Genomic DNA, 16,400 nt, shown 5'->3' on the forward strand with positions numbered 1-16,400 from the left:
GAACTACACCTCGATGTGTCATGTGCTGTTCTCACACCATACTGACATGATCCCATAATATTTTCTTCGTTTTATACGCCAATTTACCTGTGAGGATTATATCAAGTCCCCATTTATGCGTCCATAATAAGCCTCGGTCTGGTCCAAGTCCAATCGAGAAAGATTCAAGAACTCCTTTGTGCTGCGGAGCTTGGCGTCCCGTCAAGTCTGCAAAGATGATTTTCCCTAGCCGCTGGGCTTGCGGAATGGCCTCTTTGCACGTCATTTGATCCGCCTTGCCGCTCTCCATATCAACCACATGCGCACAATCACCAACCGCATAAATGCCTTGTGCTGACGCTACGCGATAGCATTCATCTACGATAATTTTGCCATCGTCGGTAAGAGGCAGCGTCATCTGACGCAAAGCTGGATTTGCTATAAGACCAAGCGCCCAAATCGTTAAGCCAACAGGCAGCTTAGCACCACTGGACAACATAAGATGGCCATCTTCTTCGCGTAACACCTTCGTACCATGATGAACAATGACGCCTCCTTCAGCCAATGTGCTTTCCAGTTTGCGCGAAGCCTTAGCAGGCCCTTCCGTAAATAATCGCTCCTGAGCATTCAATAGATGTACCTTCACCTTGGCAGGATCGATCCCCATATGAACAGCTTCCGCCCGCATCGCGTATGCCAGTTCAGCCGCCGTCTCGATCCCAGTTATACCCGCTCCCGCAACTGCTACCGTTAATAATTGCTCCCTTTCCTGTTCTCCTTTCACAGCGGCAAGCTTCATATTGTTATACCACTGCTCGCGCATACGTGCTGCTGTATGAATATCGCTTAACGAAATGCCCCCTTGGCTCGGCTCCGGCTGACGCGCGACACTGCCAATCGCTACTACAAGTAGATCATAATCGATACGATGGTCCTGCCCTTCTGTGTCTTTGTACAGCAGCCACTTCTTATCGCTCTCCACATGCTGCAGCGCACCTTGAACGAACTTCGCATCCTCCTGTAGGATGCGCTCCCAAGGAATCGTAATTGGTTCATTGGATACTGCCGGGCGGAATAACAGCACTTTCCGCACATGGTAAGGATGTTTATCCAATAAAATGAGACGAAGCTTCCGATTCACTTCTTTTTCTTGAAAGGCTTTGCGTATCGCCTTTATAGCGTGAATCCCAGCGAAACCTCCACCAACTACAACACAAGTCAATTCTTTCATTCCAATCCTCTCCTTTTTCGTGTTTCACAATAGAACGAGGAAGGGTTCGTTTTTGTGACATATCGTAATCCAATGAAATAAAAACACCTTACAGCGATGATTAGATTGAATGATTAAATAAGTAAAAAAATGAAAAACCACCTGCCCTGGATTTTTATCCATCGAAGGTGGTTTCGTCAATGTTAGGCTTTAACATCTCACATTCCGCACGCTTGGCATCTGGTGGCAAGTGGATTTTTTAGGTGCAAACAAGCGGTTAAACGGATGTAGCGATGGTTCAAGGAGCAAAAACCATCGCCGCTTGCCCCGGTCTGGCAGTGGTGCGCAATGTGAGATTTTAGAGAGAAAATAACAGAAGGGGCTGCTAAAAGTAGTCCCTTCTGTTATTTTCCGCTTCAAAAATCAACTTCTAATAGTTATGCACCAACTCTCATTCAGAGGGGCTTCAAAATCTGAGAGAACAAGAGTGGAGCGTGAAAAATGTTTTCTACTAATGACTTCATCTTCATAATCATAGCCGTTCCAGAGATGCCAGATTTCCAAGTTTATTTCTTCATCAAGAGTCATAACATAATTATATAAATAATTTGCTCGATTCATATCAGAAACACTGACTGTATAAATATGATTGAAATCAGAATAATTGCTCATGATTGTTAATGCATATGAAGCATCTTGTATTAGAAAAGGATTAGAGGCTGCTGGATCAACATAAAGAACTTTTTAATCTTCATCCATTTCTTTCCAAGGCACTGGGCCATCCGGAACATTCATACGAATCATATCACCTACAGTTAAAATCTCTTGTCCTCTAGGTTTAATCTCGGGAATCGGACGATCTGCTGCTATATAGAATTCGAAACTCATCTTAAACTTCACCCTACCTTCATACGTTCTTTCAATAATAAATGCAGTGCTAGTTACTCCGCATCAATCTCGATTCGCATCATCGTAGACTCGTACCCACCACCATCCGGGTATACCCATCTGCCCGAATTGACATTCCCATCGGCACTGAACTCACCTTTGAAGTAAGCAGGAGATCCCTTTTCACCGCCCCAAATTATCAGCGTATCGCCATCTATTTTATTTCGTACACATAGTCCAACGTATTGCCCATGCTGTCATAGTAACGCGACTTAATATCCTTGCTCGGCGCCTCGCCAAAGGGCTGCACATGACCGATAATCTCGATCCCTTTCACATCTTGACCATATTGCTTCAACTGGATGTCTTGGAGAAGAAAGAATCCGCCTTCCATCCATCTGTAAGTGACGATCCCTTCCACACCTCCGCTTACCTTCCAACTTCCAACTAGACGATTCAAAGCTTGCATATCAGGATTTGGTGTTGGTGCTGTATAAGCGCCTGTTTCCATAAGATTATCTGTCATAAGATGATTCCTCCTTATATTTACATGTACGAGTATCATTTCGGTGTATCTGTTCCCGTCCCGTATCTATGTCTGAACCGTCATGTGATTGTGAATCTTATTGATGCAGCTGCAAATGCTCTTCTAATCGTTCCAACGTATCTGTATAGCCTTCAACCATACCCATTACCTCAGCTTCTTCAAGCTGCTTCACACTTGCAAAATGGGTTATAATCGAAACTTTCGTGCCCTGTTCCGTATCTCCAAACGTAACCGTCGTCAACATGGTACTGTCTTCAACATCAATCCAGTTCTCATCCGTCATCTCGTCCACATAGACAAGCTTGGAAAGCTCATCGACCTCACGATAAACAGCTTGGCATAAAACCATACCCGTTCATCGCATACCTCCACATGGATCTGGTTTCCGTTCTGTCACTGCTCCTCCTTCCTGTAAATGTCGAGCATATAGTCCTCGAACTGATCAAGCCGTTCTTCCCATAGTAAGCTAAAGGAATCGAACCAAGCATCCAGCTCCTGAAACGGTTTCGCTTCCAGACTATATATCCGCTGCTGACCCTTATTCTGGACAACTACCAGTCCAGCCTCGCTCAATATGCGCAAATGACGCGACACTTGCGGTTGACCGATATGTAGCTCCTCTACAATTTCCCCAACCGAACGCGGCCTGTTCTTTAACAACTCTACGATGTTAAAGCGGTTGGGCTCTGCGATTGCAAACAACATCATCTGCATTGGTAAAGTTTTCATAATTAATATATATACCAAGATGTATATACACGTCAACGTATATTTAGATCCTTTTATTCGTTTTCTTTCACCGTCTGCGGTTAGGAACTTTTTTGCAAATTATTCCCGATGACTATTGACATAAAATACGCCAAGGATATAATTAACAATTAAGCACGAGACATATTTTATGTCATGGAGGAGGAATAGAGTTGGAGCCAGCACATTCGATAACCGCATTGCAGTATGTAGCCCTCATTCACGAAATATCGTACACAAAGGTATGCAAAGAAATCGGAATAACCCCACAGCAGTTTTCCGACTGGGTCAGAAAGAGACGCCCTATTCCACGGGAGCGGCTTCAATCCATCACTAAGTATTTTGACATTGAGCCTACTCTGCTCATTGATGAACATCATTATCTTCAAGACCTAACTGCTGATTTGAAAATTGAACTGCAAATTATGTTTCTTAACAAGCTTCTACAACAAGCCGAAGAAGGCAGCGATATGGACGCTTATGAAGAGAAACTGCTCCGGCTACGGCGCGAAAAAGAACAACAACACCTCATTAATCGATTTACGGCTGTCATCCAACAAAACGATGCACAAACGACCCATCTATGTGTAGCTTTTTTAGACCATATTCAAAGTGGCAATCTACCTACGCTACAGCAGGCAATTAACCCAAGCGAAGAATGATACTGTCACTTGTGCACAGTCCTTCAATTGAATCATAACGGCGCAGACCTTCAGATGCTTCACACTGCCAAAGTCCGAGAGCAATTGCTCCCCTGCTGCTACAATCATCCTCAACTAAATGTAAAAAAGAGCAGCTCGCTCATCTAAAATGAGTAACTGCTCTTATCACTTATATCTATTAATAACATGCAACACTTAACTCCGTAGATAACTATTTGCTCACATACAACCACTTCAACGCCTCAGGTAAATATTGAACACCTTTCTCGAAGCTGTGCGAATCGCTTTCGTAAACGATCTGCTTCGCCGTTTGTTCCGTGAAACCTTTGCTTAGCAATATTTCATGAATTGCCAAGTTATTAGGCACCATCCACTGCTGCCCATTCGTTCGCCCTGCGCCTTCGCCATGTCCGACATTCATAAAGATCCGTTGTTCATGATTGCGAGCAGGCTGCTGATCAACCCAATCTACAATGCCTGGAAACCAGAACGAACCAGAGAAGCTGCCTATTTTTCCAAATACATCAGGATAGAGCAATGCCGTATACACGGAAATAAGTCCACCAAACGAAAAGCCCATAATACCCGTATGCTCACTATCTGGCAGTGTCCGATAACAGCTGTCGATGTATGGCTTTAGCTCATTAGCCAAATAAGCAGCGTATTGGGCTGCCTGACCGCCAAACTTTTTTTCACCAGACTCAAATACATTCGTAGAAACAAACGGAGTATATTCATCATTCCGATCGAATGGCTTAATGCCGACAAACAGGAATGCAGGCAGTTCTCCCTTAGCAGTAAGGGTACGGATGATCGATAGAGAGTCACTACCCTCAGGATCAATCAAATCCGCATTGTCCTGCATATAAATAACCGGATACCTGTCTGTACTTTCCTCATAACCTTCTGGTAAATAAATCGTTAAGTGACGCTCACCGAAGTTCTCTTGTATAGTCATCGTCATCGTATTACCACCAACTCTCTTTATTCGTTTACTTGCTCATAAAATGAAGTACTTGCTCGGTCGCATGCTGAATCGCAAGCGGCCCGCCCGTATCAATTGAGACATCTAGCGGAAATACATTCTCGCCTTGAACAGCCTTCAACGATTTCCATACGTTGCTCTTCTGTAACTCTGCCAGCTGCGTATCGATATCATCCAAATAATCCACGATAAAAATAACATCTGGATTGAGCGTCACAATCCCTTCCAAGGACACAATCTCCTCTTCCAGCCTGTATTCACCTGGCGCCGTTAACCCAAGACCATTTTGTGCATCATACATATACGAAACAGAGTTATCATCCAGCACATAGAAGGTGTTCCCATTTCCAGTCGGCCTCAAGAAGGTTGCCGTTTTGTCCTTATGTACTTGCAGCTTGTCTCTTGCTTCTTTCATTAATCCATCCAGCTTCGTAATGTAAGTTTCAGCTACCTCTTCTTTTCCTAATAAAAATGCGTATTCACGCAGCGTTTTCTTCCAATCCCATTCGGTGTTATCCATCATTACTACCGTTGAAATTTTATTTATATCCTCAAATACATCATTATGCGTACCAGCAAAAGCTACAATGAGATCCGGATCAAGCTCAATCATCAACTCCAAATTCGGTGTTCTTACTTGACCGATATCCGCTACCTTGGCCTGTCCGACATATGGCTTTAATGTTGCGAACTTTGCAAGGATGCTCTCTGATAAAGGGGATGCTATCGGCGGCGTACCCAACGCAAAGAAATATTCCATCATGGCAAAATGCCCTGTAACCACACGCTCAGGCTGCTTCTCAATAACAACCTCTTTCCCCGTCCCATCTTTATAGGTTCTTGGCCACTTAGCGGATTGCTCAGTCGTACCTGATTCCCCATTAGTTGGCTTGTTCACAGCCTCCGACGTGCCTGCTGGCTGAGACCCATTCGTTCCACTGCTCGCTCCTGAACAGGCTCCAAGTATGAAAGTCAACCCCAGCATCACCATTGCCAATTTACTTTTCGCAGCCAACCTCAACATTTCTTCATTCTCTCCTTCAATTCTATCTAAATGATAATCATTTTCATTGTTATTTAGATTGTAGTTGCTCCTGTCTCTCTCAACAATGGGAGATGCTATCGGATTTTTGTGACGATCTAATCTTTTATCTATGTTTTTAACATACGCTTTGAATTGACCAGGCGTTAGTCCAGTATGTTTCTTAAACGACTTTGTAAAATAAGAAATGTCCGTATACCCTACTGCTGCTGCAACTTCTTGCAGTGTCGCGTCTGACTTGGTCAACCATTCCTGCGCCTTATCAATTCTTACACCAATTAAATATTCAATCGGACTTCGCCCGACACGCTGCTTAAATTGCTTCGACAAGTGTGGAACACTGTAATTTAATGCCTCCGCTATTTCCTCCAATGTAATCGATCTTGCAAAATGTTGATGAATATATACCTTTGCCCCTTCAACGATGTCGGGTTTCGCAAGACGTTCCTGCCAATCCTGAAGCTGCCGCAGTACCTCGACTGTCCACGCATAGTACTGTGCTCGGACGCTCAGAAGGTGAGCCGCTTCCTCTCCTTTCGTTTGCCATACACGCAAGAACTGCTCCATCCTATCGAGAAGTACTAGTGGATTACGCGGTTCAAAAGCAAACGCCAAATCAGCCCCATTCCCTTCAAGACTTGCTTTTACACTTGGCTTATAGTAGATCAAATAGCATTCAATTTCTTGCTGGACGTTATCTATCTGAAGAACATGGCCTTTATTCCCATGCATAAGAAGAAATCCGTTCAATGTCGAATGTGTCCCGTTCAAATGCAAGTGTGCAGAACCTCGTATGTTAAGGAAAAACATCATAGAAGGCAGCTTATATGATCGTATACACTCCCCAGGAGCCAATTTAAGATGACGTACATCCACTACGTTTGGTGTGCAACGACTCCATAGTGCTGCATACTCGTTTACCATCATCACTCATGCCTCCTGATTTATAAAATGGAAGTTCTCTACAGTGAAAAAACTAGGCTGTCTTCATCACGTGCTCAACACGCGGGTAAGACAGCCACTTGTAGCTACCGTGCAGACTTACTACTGCATAGGTTCGTGCTATACCTTAGAACGTGTCATTAAATAGAGAAAATAAGGCGCTCCGATCACAGCTGTTATAATACCCGTTGGAATTTCCACAGGCTGCAGCAGCGATCTCCCCAGCGTATCTGCCACGACAATAAGCAGCCCGCCAGTCAGTGCCGAGACAGGCAGCAGAAATTGATGTCTAGGACCAACTAAACGACGTGCAAGATGCGGCCCAATAAGTCCTACAAAGCCTATTCCACCGCTAACTGCTACACAGGAAGCAGCTAATGCAACAGCTGCCGCAAGCAGCTTAAGCTGCTCTCGTGACATATCAATGCCTAACCCCAATGAAGGTTCATATCCCAAGTTCAAAATATTCATCGTTTGTGCCTTCAAGAAAACATAAGGAAGCAGTATGAGAAGCCAAGGAAGCAAGGCCCATACATGTTTCCAATCGGTCCCCCAAATACTACCTGCCATCCACGTCGCTAGAAATTGAAATTTATCTGGATCAAGCCGTACCGTCAACACGATCATCGCTGCGCTTATTCCCGCTGCAACAGCGATACCTGTCAGCAGCAGACGAGTAGGCGATATTCCATTATAACGCTTATAGGCTAACACATAGATAAGAGCAGCCGTTAATCCCGCACCGATAAAGGCAAGCAAAGGCAGCATAAAGACGGGAGCCGCAGCGGTTGTTGGAAAAAACGTAAGAAATAGCATAATGGCTAACCCTGCACCAGCGTTGATACCCAAAATACCAGGATCGGCTAACGCATTACGAGAAACTCCTTGCATGATACAGCCGGAAACAGCGAGGCCTGCACCTATCCATACCGAGATAACAATTCGCGGCAAACGAAATTCAAATAAAATAAGCTCCTGCTTGTCCGATCCGTAGCCAAACAAAGTGGATAGAACCTCAAGCGGCGATAAACGCGAGTAACCGGTATTCATGCTAGCTATTAACACAATAAAAATGAGCATCGCTAACATGCTCATAATCATCCTACTGCGCTTCACCCTCTGTCGTTCTAAACTTTCCATCGTCACTTTCACATGTTCCATCTACAGCTCCCTCCATTCTTTACGAGCTAAATAGAGGAAGAACGGCACACCGATGAACGCGATAATCGACCCTACTGGCGTCTCGGCCGGAGGATTGACCATTCTCGCAGCGAGATCAGCAATTACAACAAGCAGACTCCCCAGCACAGCAGAACAAGGAATAATCCAGCGGTAGTCAACCCCGACCAGCTTGCGGGTCAAGTGTGGAATAATAAGCCCTACAAAGCCAACTGCGCCAACAATGGAGACAGCCGCACCCGCAAGGATAAGCACAACGATCACACACATCCCTTTTACAAATCCAATCCTCAGTCCTAGCCCCCGTGCAACTTCATCTCCCATACTGAGCATAGTAATCGAGCGAGACAACGCTATGGACATAACTAGCGCTACTGCTACCCACGGAAACATCACTTCCAGCTGAGCCCATGTTGTTCCAGCAAGTGCGCCGGCATACCAAAAGGCCAACTCTTGTCCGATATCAAAATACAAGGCAATCCCTTCACTCCATGCACCCAATAAGGCAGTTAGCGCAGCTCCAGCAAGCACCAATCGAAGTGGAGTAAGTCCTCCTCTTGCCATGGCACCAATTCCGTACACGAGCCCCGCCCCTAATCCAGCACCAAGAAAGGAATATAGAATGAAATACATGAACGGCAGCTGAGGAAAAAAGGCAAAACAGAGCGCCAAGGCAAACCCCGCTCCAGCATTAATGCCCAACAAGCCGGAATCTGCTAACGGATTGCGTGTCATTCCCTGCATAATAGCTCCAGCCACAGCAAAAGAGGCACCTACCATCGCACCGCCCAGCACACGCGGCAATCTAAGCTCCTGAATGATATGATGATTCGCCACATTCGGATCAAAGTGAAAGATTGCATCCCATATAACAGAAAAATGGATATCTCTAGCACCAAATGATACTGCCACTACAAGTGCTATTACTAATAATACTGGTCCTCCTACAAGAATAGCAGCAGCGATCCAAGGACGACTCCTATGTATTGACTTGATTGGCAGTTCACGTAATTCACTTTGAACGCTTGTTTGATCGACTGACGCCATGATGCCTCCCTCAATCATATAGAGATTTCATTTATAGATTATTACTCATTTATAGTTGATAATAATTATCATTATCATATATGACTTCCATAAAGTCCAGTTAGATCGAAGTTAATGCTTACTCGAATAGTCGGTATACATCTATCATGTACCACGATAATGAGGATCTCAGCACGAAACAATGGACATATCTATTGTTTTTCTTGTATTTTTCTATGATCGTTAGAAGGATCACGTTATTCCCCACCTTATTCATAGCCAAAACCTATTAGATAAATAGATTCTATATATTTAACGAATAAAAAAACTTAAACTATGATGAGAGCAGAAACTTGGAGGTGGACGTATGAATGACCATGGTCAACATGAAGTGAAGTCCCAATTCGATGAAGCTGCGCATCAGTATGATCAGCAAAGAAGAATGCTTATCCCCTGCTTTGACGACTTTTATAAGGTGTCCGTATCGCTTGCCAATTCTGCTACAAGTTCCCCGAACATATTAGACCTAGGTGCTGGAACTGGCTTGTTCTCGTCGTTTTTACTGCAAAAGTATCCTGAAGCCAACCTGACGCTCATCGACTTATCTGAAAAGATGCTAGAAATCGCAAAGTTAAGATTCAAAGGGTATACGAGCGTCAATTACATCGCAGATGATTATACGAATTATATGTCTGACGTGAAGTTTGACATTATCATTTCTGGACTATCAATACACCATCTTACCGATACCGATAAACAGACGCTGTACAAAAATATCTATATGAATTTGAAGCCCAATGGTGTATTTATAAATGCTGATCAAGTACTTGGCGATACTTCGTTTATTGATTCCCTCTACAAGAACGATTGGAAGCAAAGAGTAGAAATAAGCGGGTTATCCCGACCTGAACTTGACTCTGCGTATGAGAGAATGAAACTAGATAAAATGTCACCGTTGCAAACTCAACTTGATTGGATGAATAAGAGCGGCTTCTCTGAAGTGGACTGCGTGTATAAGTATTTCAACTTTGTTGTGCTATTTGGTAGAAAATAAATACCTCGAAAATTGAGATTATGTTTCACCAAAAGCACTCCATGTAGAGCATAAATAATAAAAAAAGCAGCCTGCAAAATTAGGCTGCTTTAAATGAATGTTATAAGCTGCTCTTCTTTCCAAGCATCTAACGGTAAGGAAACACGGAAAGAGAAATCCTCAGCCACTGAAGATAGAAAATCAGATGTACAAAATGAGATTATGACCGCGTCTATGTCTCTAGCGATAGCTCAGTCCAAAATCTCTCGGGTACTCTTTACTTAATGTAACAGGTAGTTTCCCCTTTGGATTTGTACCAAATATAACTTCAACTGTCGCATTCCATGAAATCGGAACAGGTGTCATCCAATACCAAGTATCTGCTGCATAGGCTGTAATATAGGCCTTTACATCTGGGTAACTTGCGATATCGCTAGGGTTGCCGAGAGCGACAGCCACAACAGGCTTGCCAGTAGCGACTAATTGGTTCACAAGATCGATTTGTCCTTTTGGAATTTTGTGTTCTGATTGTGTGAATACAATAATGCGGTCCGCTTGCTCCGCTTTTGCAAGAGCCCCTTGAATGGCATCTGTTGTTGCATCCAATGGCTCTCCCGCTGCTGGTGCTGCCTGATAAGCAAATACTTCGCCCTTAGCAACTGCCCTAACCATCTTTGCGATTCGTTCCGCGTAAGCCATACTTACGACAAGTGTTTTCTCATTTGACTGAGGATCGAACGGAAGCACGTTGTCATTTTTAAGCAAAGTTACTGAGTCCAAAGCCATCTGATAGGAACGATTCCAATGATCTTCGTTGCCAACTATTTTTACAGCTTGATCAACGTCAACATAACGGTTGTCAAACGTTTTCATTTTTAGTTTATAAGTGATAATCCGTGCCACTGCATCATCAACACGGCTCTTCGCTATTTTCCCAGCTTGAAGTGCATGATATAGAGAATCCAGTGTCTCGATTTGATCCGCTGCAGAGCCATTGGCCATTACAATATCTGCCCCTGCATGAATCGCCATGACAGCGGCTTCGCCCGCTCCCCAGTTATTTGATATGGCTTCCATTACCATTGCATCGGTAATAATGATTCCTTTAAACCCCATATCCTCTCGTAATAGACCGGTTAGCACTTTTTTCGATAACGTTGCTGGTAGTGTAGGATCAATGGCTTCAATAATAATGTGGGAGGTCATAATGGATTCGATACCTTGATCGATGACCGCTTGAAACGGAGGGAGATGTACTTGTCTCAATACATCTTCGCTGTAGGATACTTTTGATAACGTCGAATGTGTGTCAAAACTGGTGTCCCCATGTCCTGGGAAGTGTTTCGCACTGGATAAGACGCCTTCGCTTTGATACCCTTTCAATTGCGCAACAGCCATATCACTAACCATTTGCGTATGCTCTCCAAAAGAACGTACACCAATAATCGGGTTCTCCATGTTGGAGTTTACATCTACGACTGGTGAGTAGCTCCATTGAAAGCCCAGTACTTTGGCTTCTTTGGCGGTTATCCGCGCAGCTTGTTCCGCATACTCGATACTACGTGTCGCTCCAATCGCCATCTGTCTGGGCAAAATGGTAGCGTTGGCAGGAACTCTCTGCGCAGCCCCATATTCCATATCACCAGAAATGAATAACGGGATGCCTAATCGAGTTTCAGATGCTAAACGTTGTAATTGATTGGTGAACTGGGCTGTGTCTACCGTATTGCTCATAGTTGCCGTCACCAAGGCGCTGCCTACGTTATACTCCTTGATCATTCTTTCAGAAAAAGAATCTGCTCGATGCGTCGGCGTATACATCACAAGCTGGCCTATCTTTTCCTTATCATTCATGAGCGTTACAATCTTTTTGGCCTTTTCCTCGATTGGCATATTGCTGCCAACAATAGCTTCTACGGTTACCCTTTTCTCCGTTTCCGATACCTCACCTGCTGGAGAGATAGGGCTAACACGAGTGCTGGCACTGCTCGCATTCCATGCGTACGTAACTACTGTTGTGATTACTAAAATGCAAGTGAAAATAATAGCGACTTTCTTATTCATCGTTATCTTCTCCTTCTCGCTCATTTAGCCCGCTACACATACTGCTGTCTGTAGCCCTATATGTTATTGCTATCTGCGATGTAGATTAACACGAGGATAAGAACCAAACAATATAATACATCAATTATTTGTTATACATATCCATGATTTAGGAGATAAGTCTCTATTAATTTTAACATTTATTTAAAAATAGGAATACTTTGGACAAATAACATTTTACAACACGAAGCACTTTGCCCAGATAGACTACTGTACAAACAGAAATAAGAACCTTTTCATATGTTAGTACATTCCTATCGTTCGGTAGATGAAGAAGGGGGATAAGATGGAGAAGATGCATCGCTTTCGCATACCGAAGAACGTTTTGTGGGAAGCCTTCCGACAATCAGAGAAAACCAAAGTTATCGGCATAGATGGTCAAACCATTGAACAATTCACACAAAATCGAATCAAATTGCTGCATGAATTGTTGGTCGAGCTTAACTCCGGCAATTATGTGCCTTCACCGGTTCGAAGAATTGTAATCCCCAAGAAAAGCGGCGGATGGAGACCTATGGGCATCCCAACGGTGAAAGATTTTATCGTACAGACATTGTTAAAAAATGAACTCGCACCAACATTTGAACGTTTATTTCATCCAGATTCATTTGGCTATAAACAAAAAAGGCCCGCGCGGGACGCTGCCATACGAATAGCAGGCGAACGATGTTTACAGTATGACTGGGCAATCGTCATGGATATTAAAAAATTTGGCGAGAACATTAACCATAGATTACTTATGGATATGTTGAAAAAACATATTCGGAGCAAATGGTCACTACTATACAACCATCGTATGATGATCGCACCTGCGCAAATGAAAGATGGCTCTTTAGTCAAATCAAGAAAGGGACTCGCACAAGGCAGCAAACTCAATATTTTACTAGGCAATGTGTATTTGCATCATATTTTTGATGAATGGATGCAGAACAAGCATCCCGATATTCCATTCGAACGCTACACGGATGATATCATCTGTCATTGTAAAAATGAAACGAGTGCGAAAAAACTGCTAGCCCAGTTACAGCAAAGATTCACTCTATACAAACTTACCCCACATCCGGAAAAAACGAGAATCGTTTACTGCAAAGACGATACCCGTAAAGGAAACTATGCGCATGTTTCTTTCGAGTTTCTAGGAACAACGTTCTGCTCACAGAAGATCAAATCCAAATCTGGCAGCTACACGGCTCGTTTTGGTCCAAAAGAAAACGACTACGCCGCACCTGCAACCAGGACAACGTAGCCGTCATTTCCACTTCTAAAATAAACTATTTTTCCTCACGCTGTGTTTCATCGATTCTTGCCACGCATAACGCTCCTTCCGCATATGCTGCCGTTCCTTCCACTTCAACGGATGTAATCGCTCCGCGCGGAGCCGCTCCTGGCACGCGGAAATCAGCCACATCAATCGGCAAAATAGTAACCTCCTCTGGACGTTCAAGCTGCGGCACCCATCCATATGGCACACGATATGCCCGATAGACCATGTTGGCATTCCGTTGATTTTTATAAGGAGAAATATATTCCCACACGAGTTCATGCTCACTAGTCACCTCGAAAATTCTACCGTCTGCTCCTTCTGTAATTAACGTATTGCCATTAGGGAGGCGCTGCGCCGAGCTAATGTAAGGGCTATAGAATCGATAAGAATCAAGCGGTGCCTGAAATCCCGCTTCGGTCGGCGTATACTGCCACTCGATCTGTAACGTCACTGGATTTATTTCTAAAATACGAGAATGATCCCGTCGAGCTACTCTCAACCCGTCCGCTGACTCCGGATTCGGCGCACCGTAACCGGCCCAGCCGCCGTTATCAAATACAAGAAGATTCCCTTCACCCGGCAACCCTCGCGGAATGAGATGTGCGTGATGTTGTCCGATAATCCAGCCGATATGCTTCGTTTCCTCGGTATCGTAATTCGGCCCTAGCTTCCACACGATTTTGCCAGATTGCTTATCTATAATGGCGATAATATTAGACTCGCGGGCATCCCAAATAATATTGTCTGGATGGAAACGCTCGTCTCCAGCATCATAGAACTTATTTGGACCTAACACAGAAGCAGAATTAATATGCATCCAATCCCCTGCATTGGCACCAAAGAAGCGCGTGTTCGGATCACGATGTAGTACTTCCTTTGCCTGCTTATCAAAACCCAATTCATCGAAATGATCACTGCATGCCCACTCCCAGAGGATATTTCCCTCCCAATCCACCTCAATAAGGACATCATCCAGCAGCAGCTTATCCGAAATGTTCGGACGAGTTACATTTTTATGGACAAGCAGCAGCGTGCGACCCGCGTCCACCTTTGGCTCCTGACCAGGTACATAATAACCGACAGGATTGCCTTCACGCTGGTAATCATGATGCTGGCGCGCCATCCATTGCGGCGGATTGTCTGGATCTTCAATCCACTCATATCGGTCAAACTTCCACACGATATTGCCATCCCAATCGACTTGAACTAAATTCTTCTCATCTTGAAATCCATACTTAGTATCTCGCTGTGCCGTACTGCCAAGTACATAACCGCCAGGCAGCAGCTTGTTCGGAAACCCGCGTAGCCCTTTCCACAGATGAACCTCTCGACCATTCATATCGATAAGCAGCGCCCCCGTATCTGCAGCTTGATACAGCGTATAGCCGCTCCATGCCTGCTCAGGTTTATAAACCGTTGTTCCCGTTGGATAAATCGTAGGATGTCCCATCGTTCATACTCCTCTCACTCGCTAGGAAATAATAAAAGACTCATGCCTCTCCAGCAGCTTGAAAGCTGTCAGAGATACATGAGCCTTTGGTGATCCAATCGGCTGTAGCCTATGTAAATGTATTGGGAATATATTATCCGCATTATTCCTAGTAGTCAAGTATGGATTCATTTACTGTCTGGTTCCGTAGCTGCTATTTTCTGCAGGCTCACTACTTACATTACTAGGTAGATTGTGCATCCCCCATTTGCACATAGCCTCCAGAATCGGCATCAAGGTTCTGCCCCTTGGAGTTAAAGAATATTCCACCTTAGGAGGTGTTTGTCGGTATTCTTTCCGGTTGATAATATTGCTTTCTTCTAGCTCCTTCAACTGGGAGCTCAGGACCTTGTGAGTAATGTCTGGAATGCACCGCTTGAGCTCACCGTAGCGTATAACCTCTTGGCTGATTAATTGATACATGATTTTCATTTTCCATTTGCCGCCAATCATGGTTAACGTATAGTCAAACGGAGTCAGGCTATTCTTTTTTTCCGTAGCTTCGGTCTGTTTCATTATCATGTTCCCTTCCCTTAAAGTAAGTACTCACTTTAAAGTGCATACTATTTTTTTTGAGAATATGTGCTAGTATGAGTTCCAAGTGCGAGCAGTTAACTTCTCTCTGGTTAACAGTTTAAACCGAAACTGCCCCCGGAGAAAGTAATGAAAGGATAATCATTATGCCAAGTTATGATGCAATCGAGTTTCATACGAGCGATTTAAGTGAGCATGAAATGTATAAATTGATGATCGGTTCAGTTGTACCGAGACCCATTGCGTGGGTTTCGTCCAAAAGCAAGGAAGGCATATTAAATTTGGCTCCCTTTAGTTTTTTTACTGTTGCTTCCCGTAACCCACCAACACTGCTGATTTCTATCGGCCCAGGTGTAGGCGAACGAGACGGCACAGTCAAGGATACGCTGACCAATATTCGTGAACTCGGAGAGTATGTTATTAATATGGTTTCCGAGCCTCTAGGCGAAGCGATGCAGCGTTCGTCCGCTAATGTCGGGCCGTTTAAGAATGAGTTTGAACTTGCAGGAGTCACGCCCAAGCCCTGTAAGTGCATCAATGTACCAGCAGTACTTGAAGCTCCGATCGCTTTCGAGCTAAAACTCGATCGAATTATACCCGTCGGCGGAGATCATCTGGTTCTTGGAATCATAGAGCACGTGCAAATAGACTCCGCTTCTTATGCGGGAAATTATAAAACAGCAGTGGGTAAATGGAAGCCATTGGCAAGCTTAGCCGGTGATTATGCCGGACTGACATCTACATTTCACTTATAAATGTAAACGATAAGA

The 16,400-nt window shown here is 44.1% G+C and carries 16 protein-coding genes; 4 read left to right on the top strand and 12 right to left on the bottom strand.

What is annotated here, in order from left to right:
* Window positions 1-31 precede the first annotated feature (31 nt).
* From NQ117_RS07550 to NQ117_RS07570, 5 genes are all read right to left on the bottom strand, one after another.
* Window positions 32-1,210 carry an NAD(P)/FAD-dependent oxidoreductase gene (locus NQ117_RS07550; RefSeq protein WP_258277358.1) on the bottom strand — a complete coding sequence of 393 codons (1,179 nt, stop codon included), beginning with the start codon at window positions 1,208-1,210 and terminating at the stop codon, window positions 32-34.
* 723 nt (window positions 1,211-1,933) lie between these two features.
* Window positions 1,934-2,077, bottom strand: a complete 144-nt coding sequence (locus NQ117_RS07555) for a hypothetical protein (protein ID WP_258277359.1) — start codon at window positions 2,075-2,077, stop codon at window positions 1,934-1,936.
* Window positions 2,078-2,291: 214 nt separating this feature from the next.
* Window positions 2,292-2,603 (bottom strand): DUF1579 domain-containing protein, encoded by a 312-nt coding sequence (locus tag NQ117_RS07560; RefSeq protein ID WP_258277360.1) that lies wholly within the window; start codon window positions 2,601-2,603, stop codon window positions 2,292-2,294.
* A 97-nt stretch (window positions 2,604-2,700) separates the two neighbouring features.
* Window positions 2,701-2,973 (bottom strand): SRPBCC family protein, encoded by a 273-nt coding sequence (locus NQ117_RS07565; protein WP_258277361.1) that lies wholly within the window; start codon window positions 2,971-2,973, stop codon window positions 2,701-2,703.
* A gap of 44 nt (window positions 2,974-3,017) precedes the next feature.
* Entirely contained in the window at window positions 3,018-3,353 is a 336-nt protein-coding gene (locus tag NQ117_RS07570; protein ID WP_258277362.1) for an ArsR/SmtB family transcription factor, read from the bottom strand.
* A 191-nt stretch (window positions 3,354-3,544) separates the two neighbouring features.
* Between NQ117_RS07570 and NQ117_RS07575 the strand changes: the two genes are divergently transcribed.
* Window positions 3,545-4,033, top strand: a complete 489-nt coding sequence (locus NQ117_RS07575) for a helix-turn-helix domain-containing protein (protein WP_258277363.1) — start codon at window positions 3,545-3,547, stop codon at window positions 4,031-4,033.
* Window positions 4,034-4,244: 211 nt separating this feature from the next.
* On the opposite strand, the gene NQ117_RS07580 is transcribed toward NQ117_RS07575, so the two are convergent.
* The 4 genes from NQ117_RS07580 to NQ117_RS07595 all read right to left on the bottom strand — a co-directional run bounded on the left by NQ117_RS07580 (window position 4,245) and on the right by NQ117_RS07595 (window position 9,228).
* Window positions 4,245-4,997, bottom strand: a complete 753-nt coding sequence (locus NQ117_RS07580) for an alpha/beta hydrolase (RefSeq protein ID WP_258277364.1) — start codon at window positions 4,995-4,997, stop codon at window positions 4,245-4,247.
* A gap of 28 nt (window positions 4,998-5,025) precedes the next feature.
* Entirely contained in the window at window positions 5,026-6,987 is a 1,962-nt protein-coding gene (locus NQ117_RS07585) for an AraC family transcriptional regulator (RefSeq protein ID WP_258277365.1), read from the bottom strand.
* A gap of 135 nt (window positions 6,988-7,122) precedes the next feature.
* On the bottom strand, window positions 7,123-8,163 hold the full coding sequence (locus NQ117_RS07590) for a FecCD family ABC transporter permease (protein WP_258277366.1): 1,041 nt from the start codon (window positions 8,161-8,163) through the stop codon (window positions 7,123-7,125).
* Window positions 8,164-9,228 (bottom strand): FecCD family ABC transporter permease, encoded by a 1,065-nt coding sequence (locus NQ117_RS07595; protein ID WP_258277367.1) that lies wholly within the window; start codon window positions 9,226-9,228, stop codon window positions 8,164-8,166. It lies immediately after the preceding gene.
* 346 nt (window positions 9,229-9,574) lie between these two features.
* Between NQ117_RS07595 and NQ117_RS07600 the strand changes: the two genes are divergently transcribed.
* Window positions 9,575-10,261: a class I SAM-dependent methyltransferase gene (locus tag NQ117_RS07600; RefSeq protein ID WP_258277368.1), complete on the top strand. Its 687-nt coding sequence runs from the start codon at window positions 9,575-9,577 to the stop codon at window positions 10,259-10,261.
* 219 nt (window positions 10,262-10,480) lie between these two features.
* Here NQ117_RS07600 and NQ117_RS07605 read toward each other — a convergent pair whose 3' ends face one another.
* Window positions 10,481-12,304, bottom strand: a complete 1,824-nt coding sequence (locus NQ117_RS07605) for a glycoside hydrolase family 3 protein (RefSeq protein WP_258277369.1) — start codon at window positions 12,302-12,304, stop codon at window positions 10,481-10,483.
* 325 nt (window positions 12,305-12,629) lie between these two features.
* On the opposite strand from NQ117_RS07605, the gene NQ117_RS07610 reads away from it, so the two are divergent.
* Window positions 12,630-13,589, top strand: coding sequence for a reverse transcriptase domain-containing protein (locus NQ117_RS07610; protein WP_258277370.1), 960 nt, complete (start codon window positions 12,630-12,632; stop codon window positions 13,587-13,589).
* A gap of 25 nt (window positions 13,590-13,614) precedes the next feature.
* Here NQ117_RS07610 and NQ117_RS07615 read toward each other — a convergent pair whose 3' ends face one another.
* Together NQ117_RS07615 and NQ117_RS07620 are read right to left on the bottom strand one after the other, a co-directional pair.
* Window positions 13,615-15,057 carry an aryl-sulfate sulfotransferase gene (locus tag NQ117_RS07615; protein ID WP_258277371.1) on the bottom strand — a complete coding sequence of 481 codons (1,443 nt, stop codon included), beginning with the start codon at window positions 15,055-15,057 and terminating at the stop codon, window positions 13,615-13,617.
* A 171-nt stretch (window positions 15,058-15,228) separates the two neighbouring features.
* Window positions 15,229-15,618 (bottom strand): winged helix-turn-helix transcriptional regulator, encoded by a 390-nt coding sequence (locus tag NQ117_RS07620; RefSeq protein WP_258277372.1) that lies wholly within the window; start codon window positions 15,616-15,618, stop codon window positions 15,229-15,231.
* A 158-nt stretch (window positions 15,619-15,776) separates the two neighbouring features.
* Between NQ117_RS07620 and NQ117_RS07625 the strand changes: the two genes are divergently transcribed.
* On the top strand, window positions 15,777-16,385 hold the full coding sequence (locus tag NQ117_RS07625) for a flavin reductase family protein (RefSeq protein WP_258277373.1): 609 nt from the start codon (window positions 15,777-15,779) through the stop codon (window positions 16,383-16,385).
* The last annotated feature ends 15 nt before the right edge of the window (window positions 16,386-16,400 follow it).

The sequence above is a fragment of the Paenibacillus sp. SC116 genome (genome assembly GCF_024733555.1).
Taxonomy (GTDB): domain Bacteria; phylum Bacillota; class Bacilli; order Paenibacillales; family Paenibacillaceae; genus Paenibacillus_B.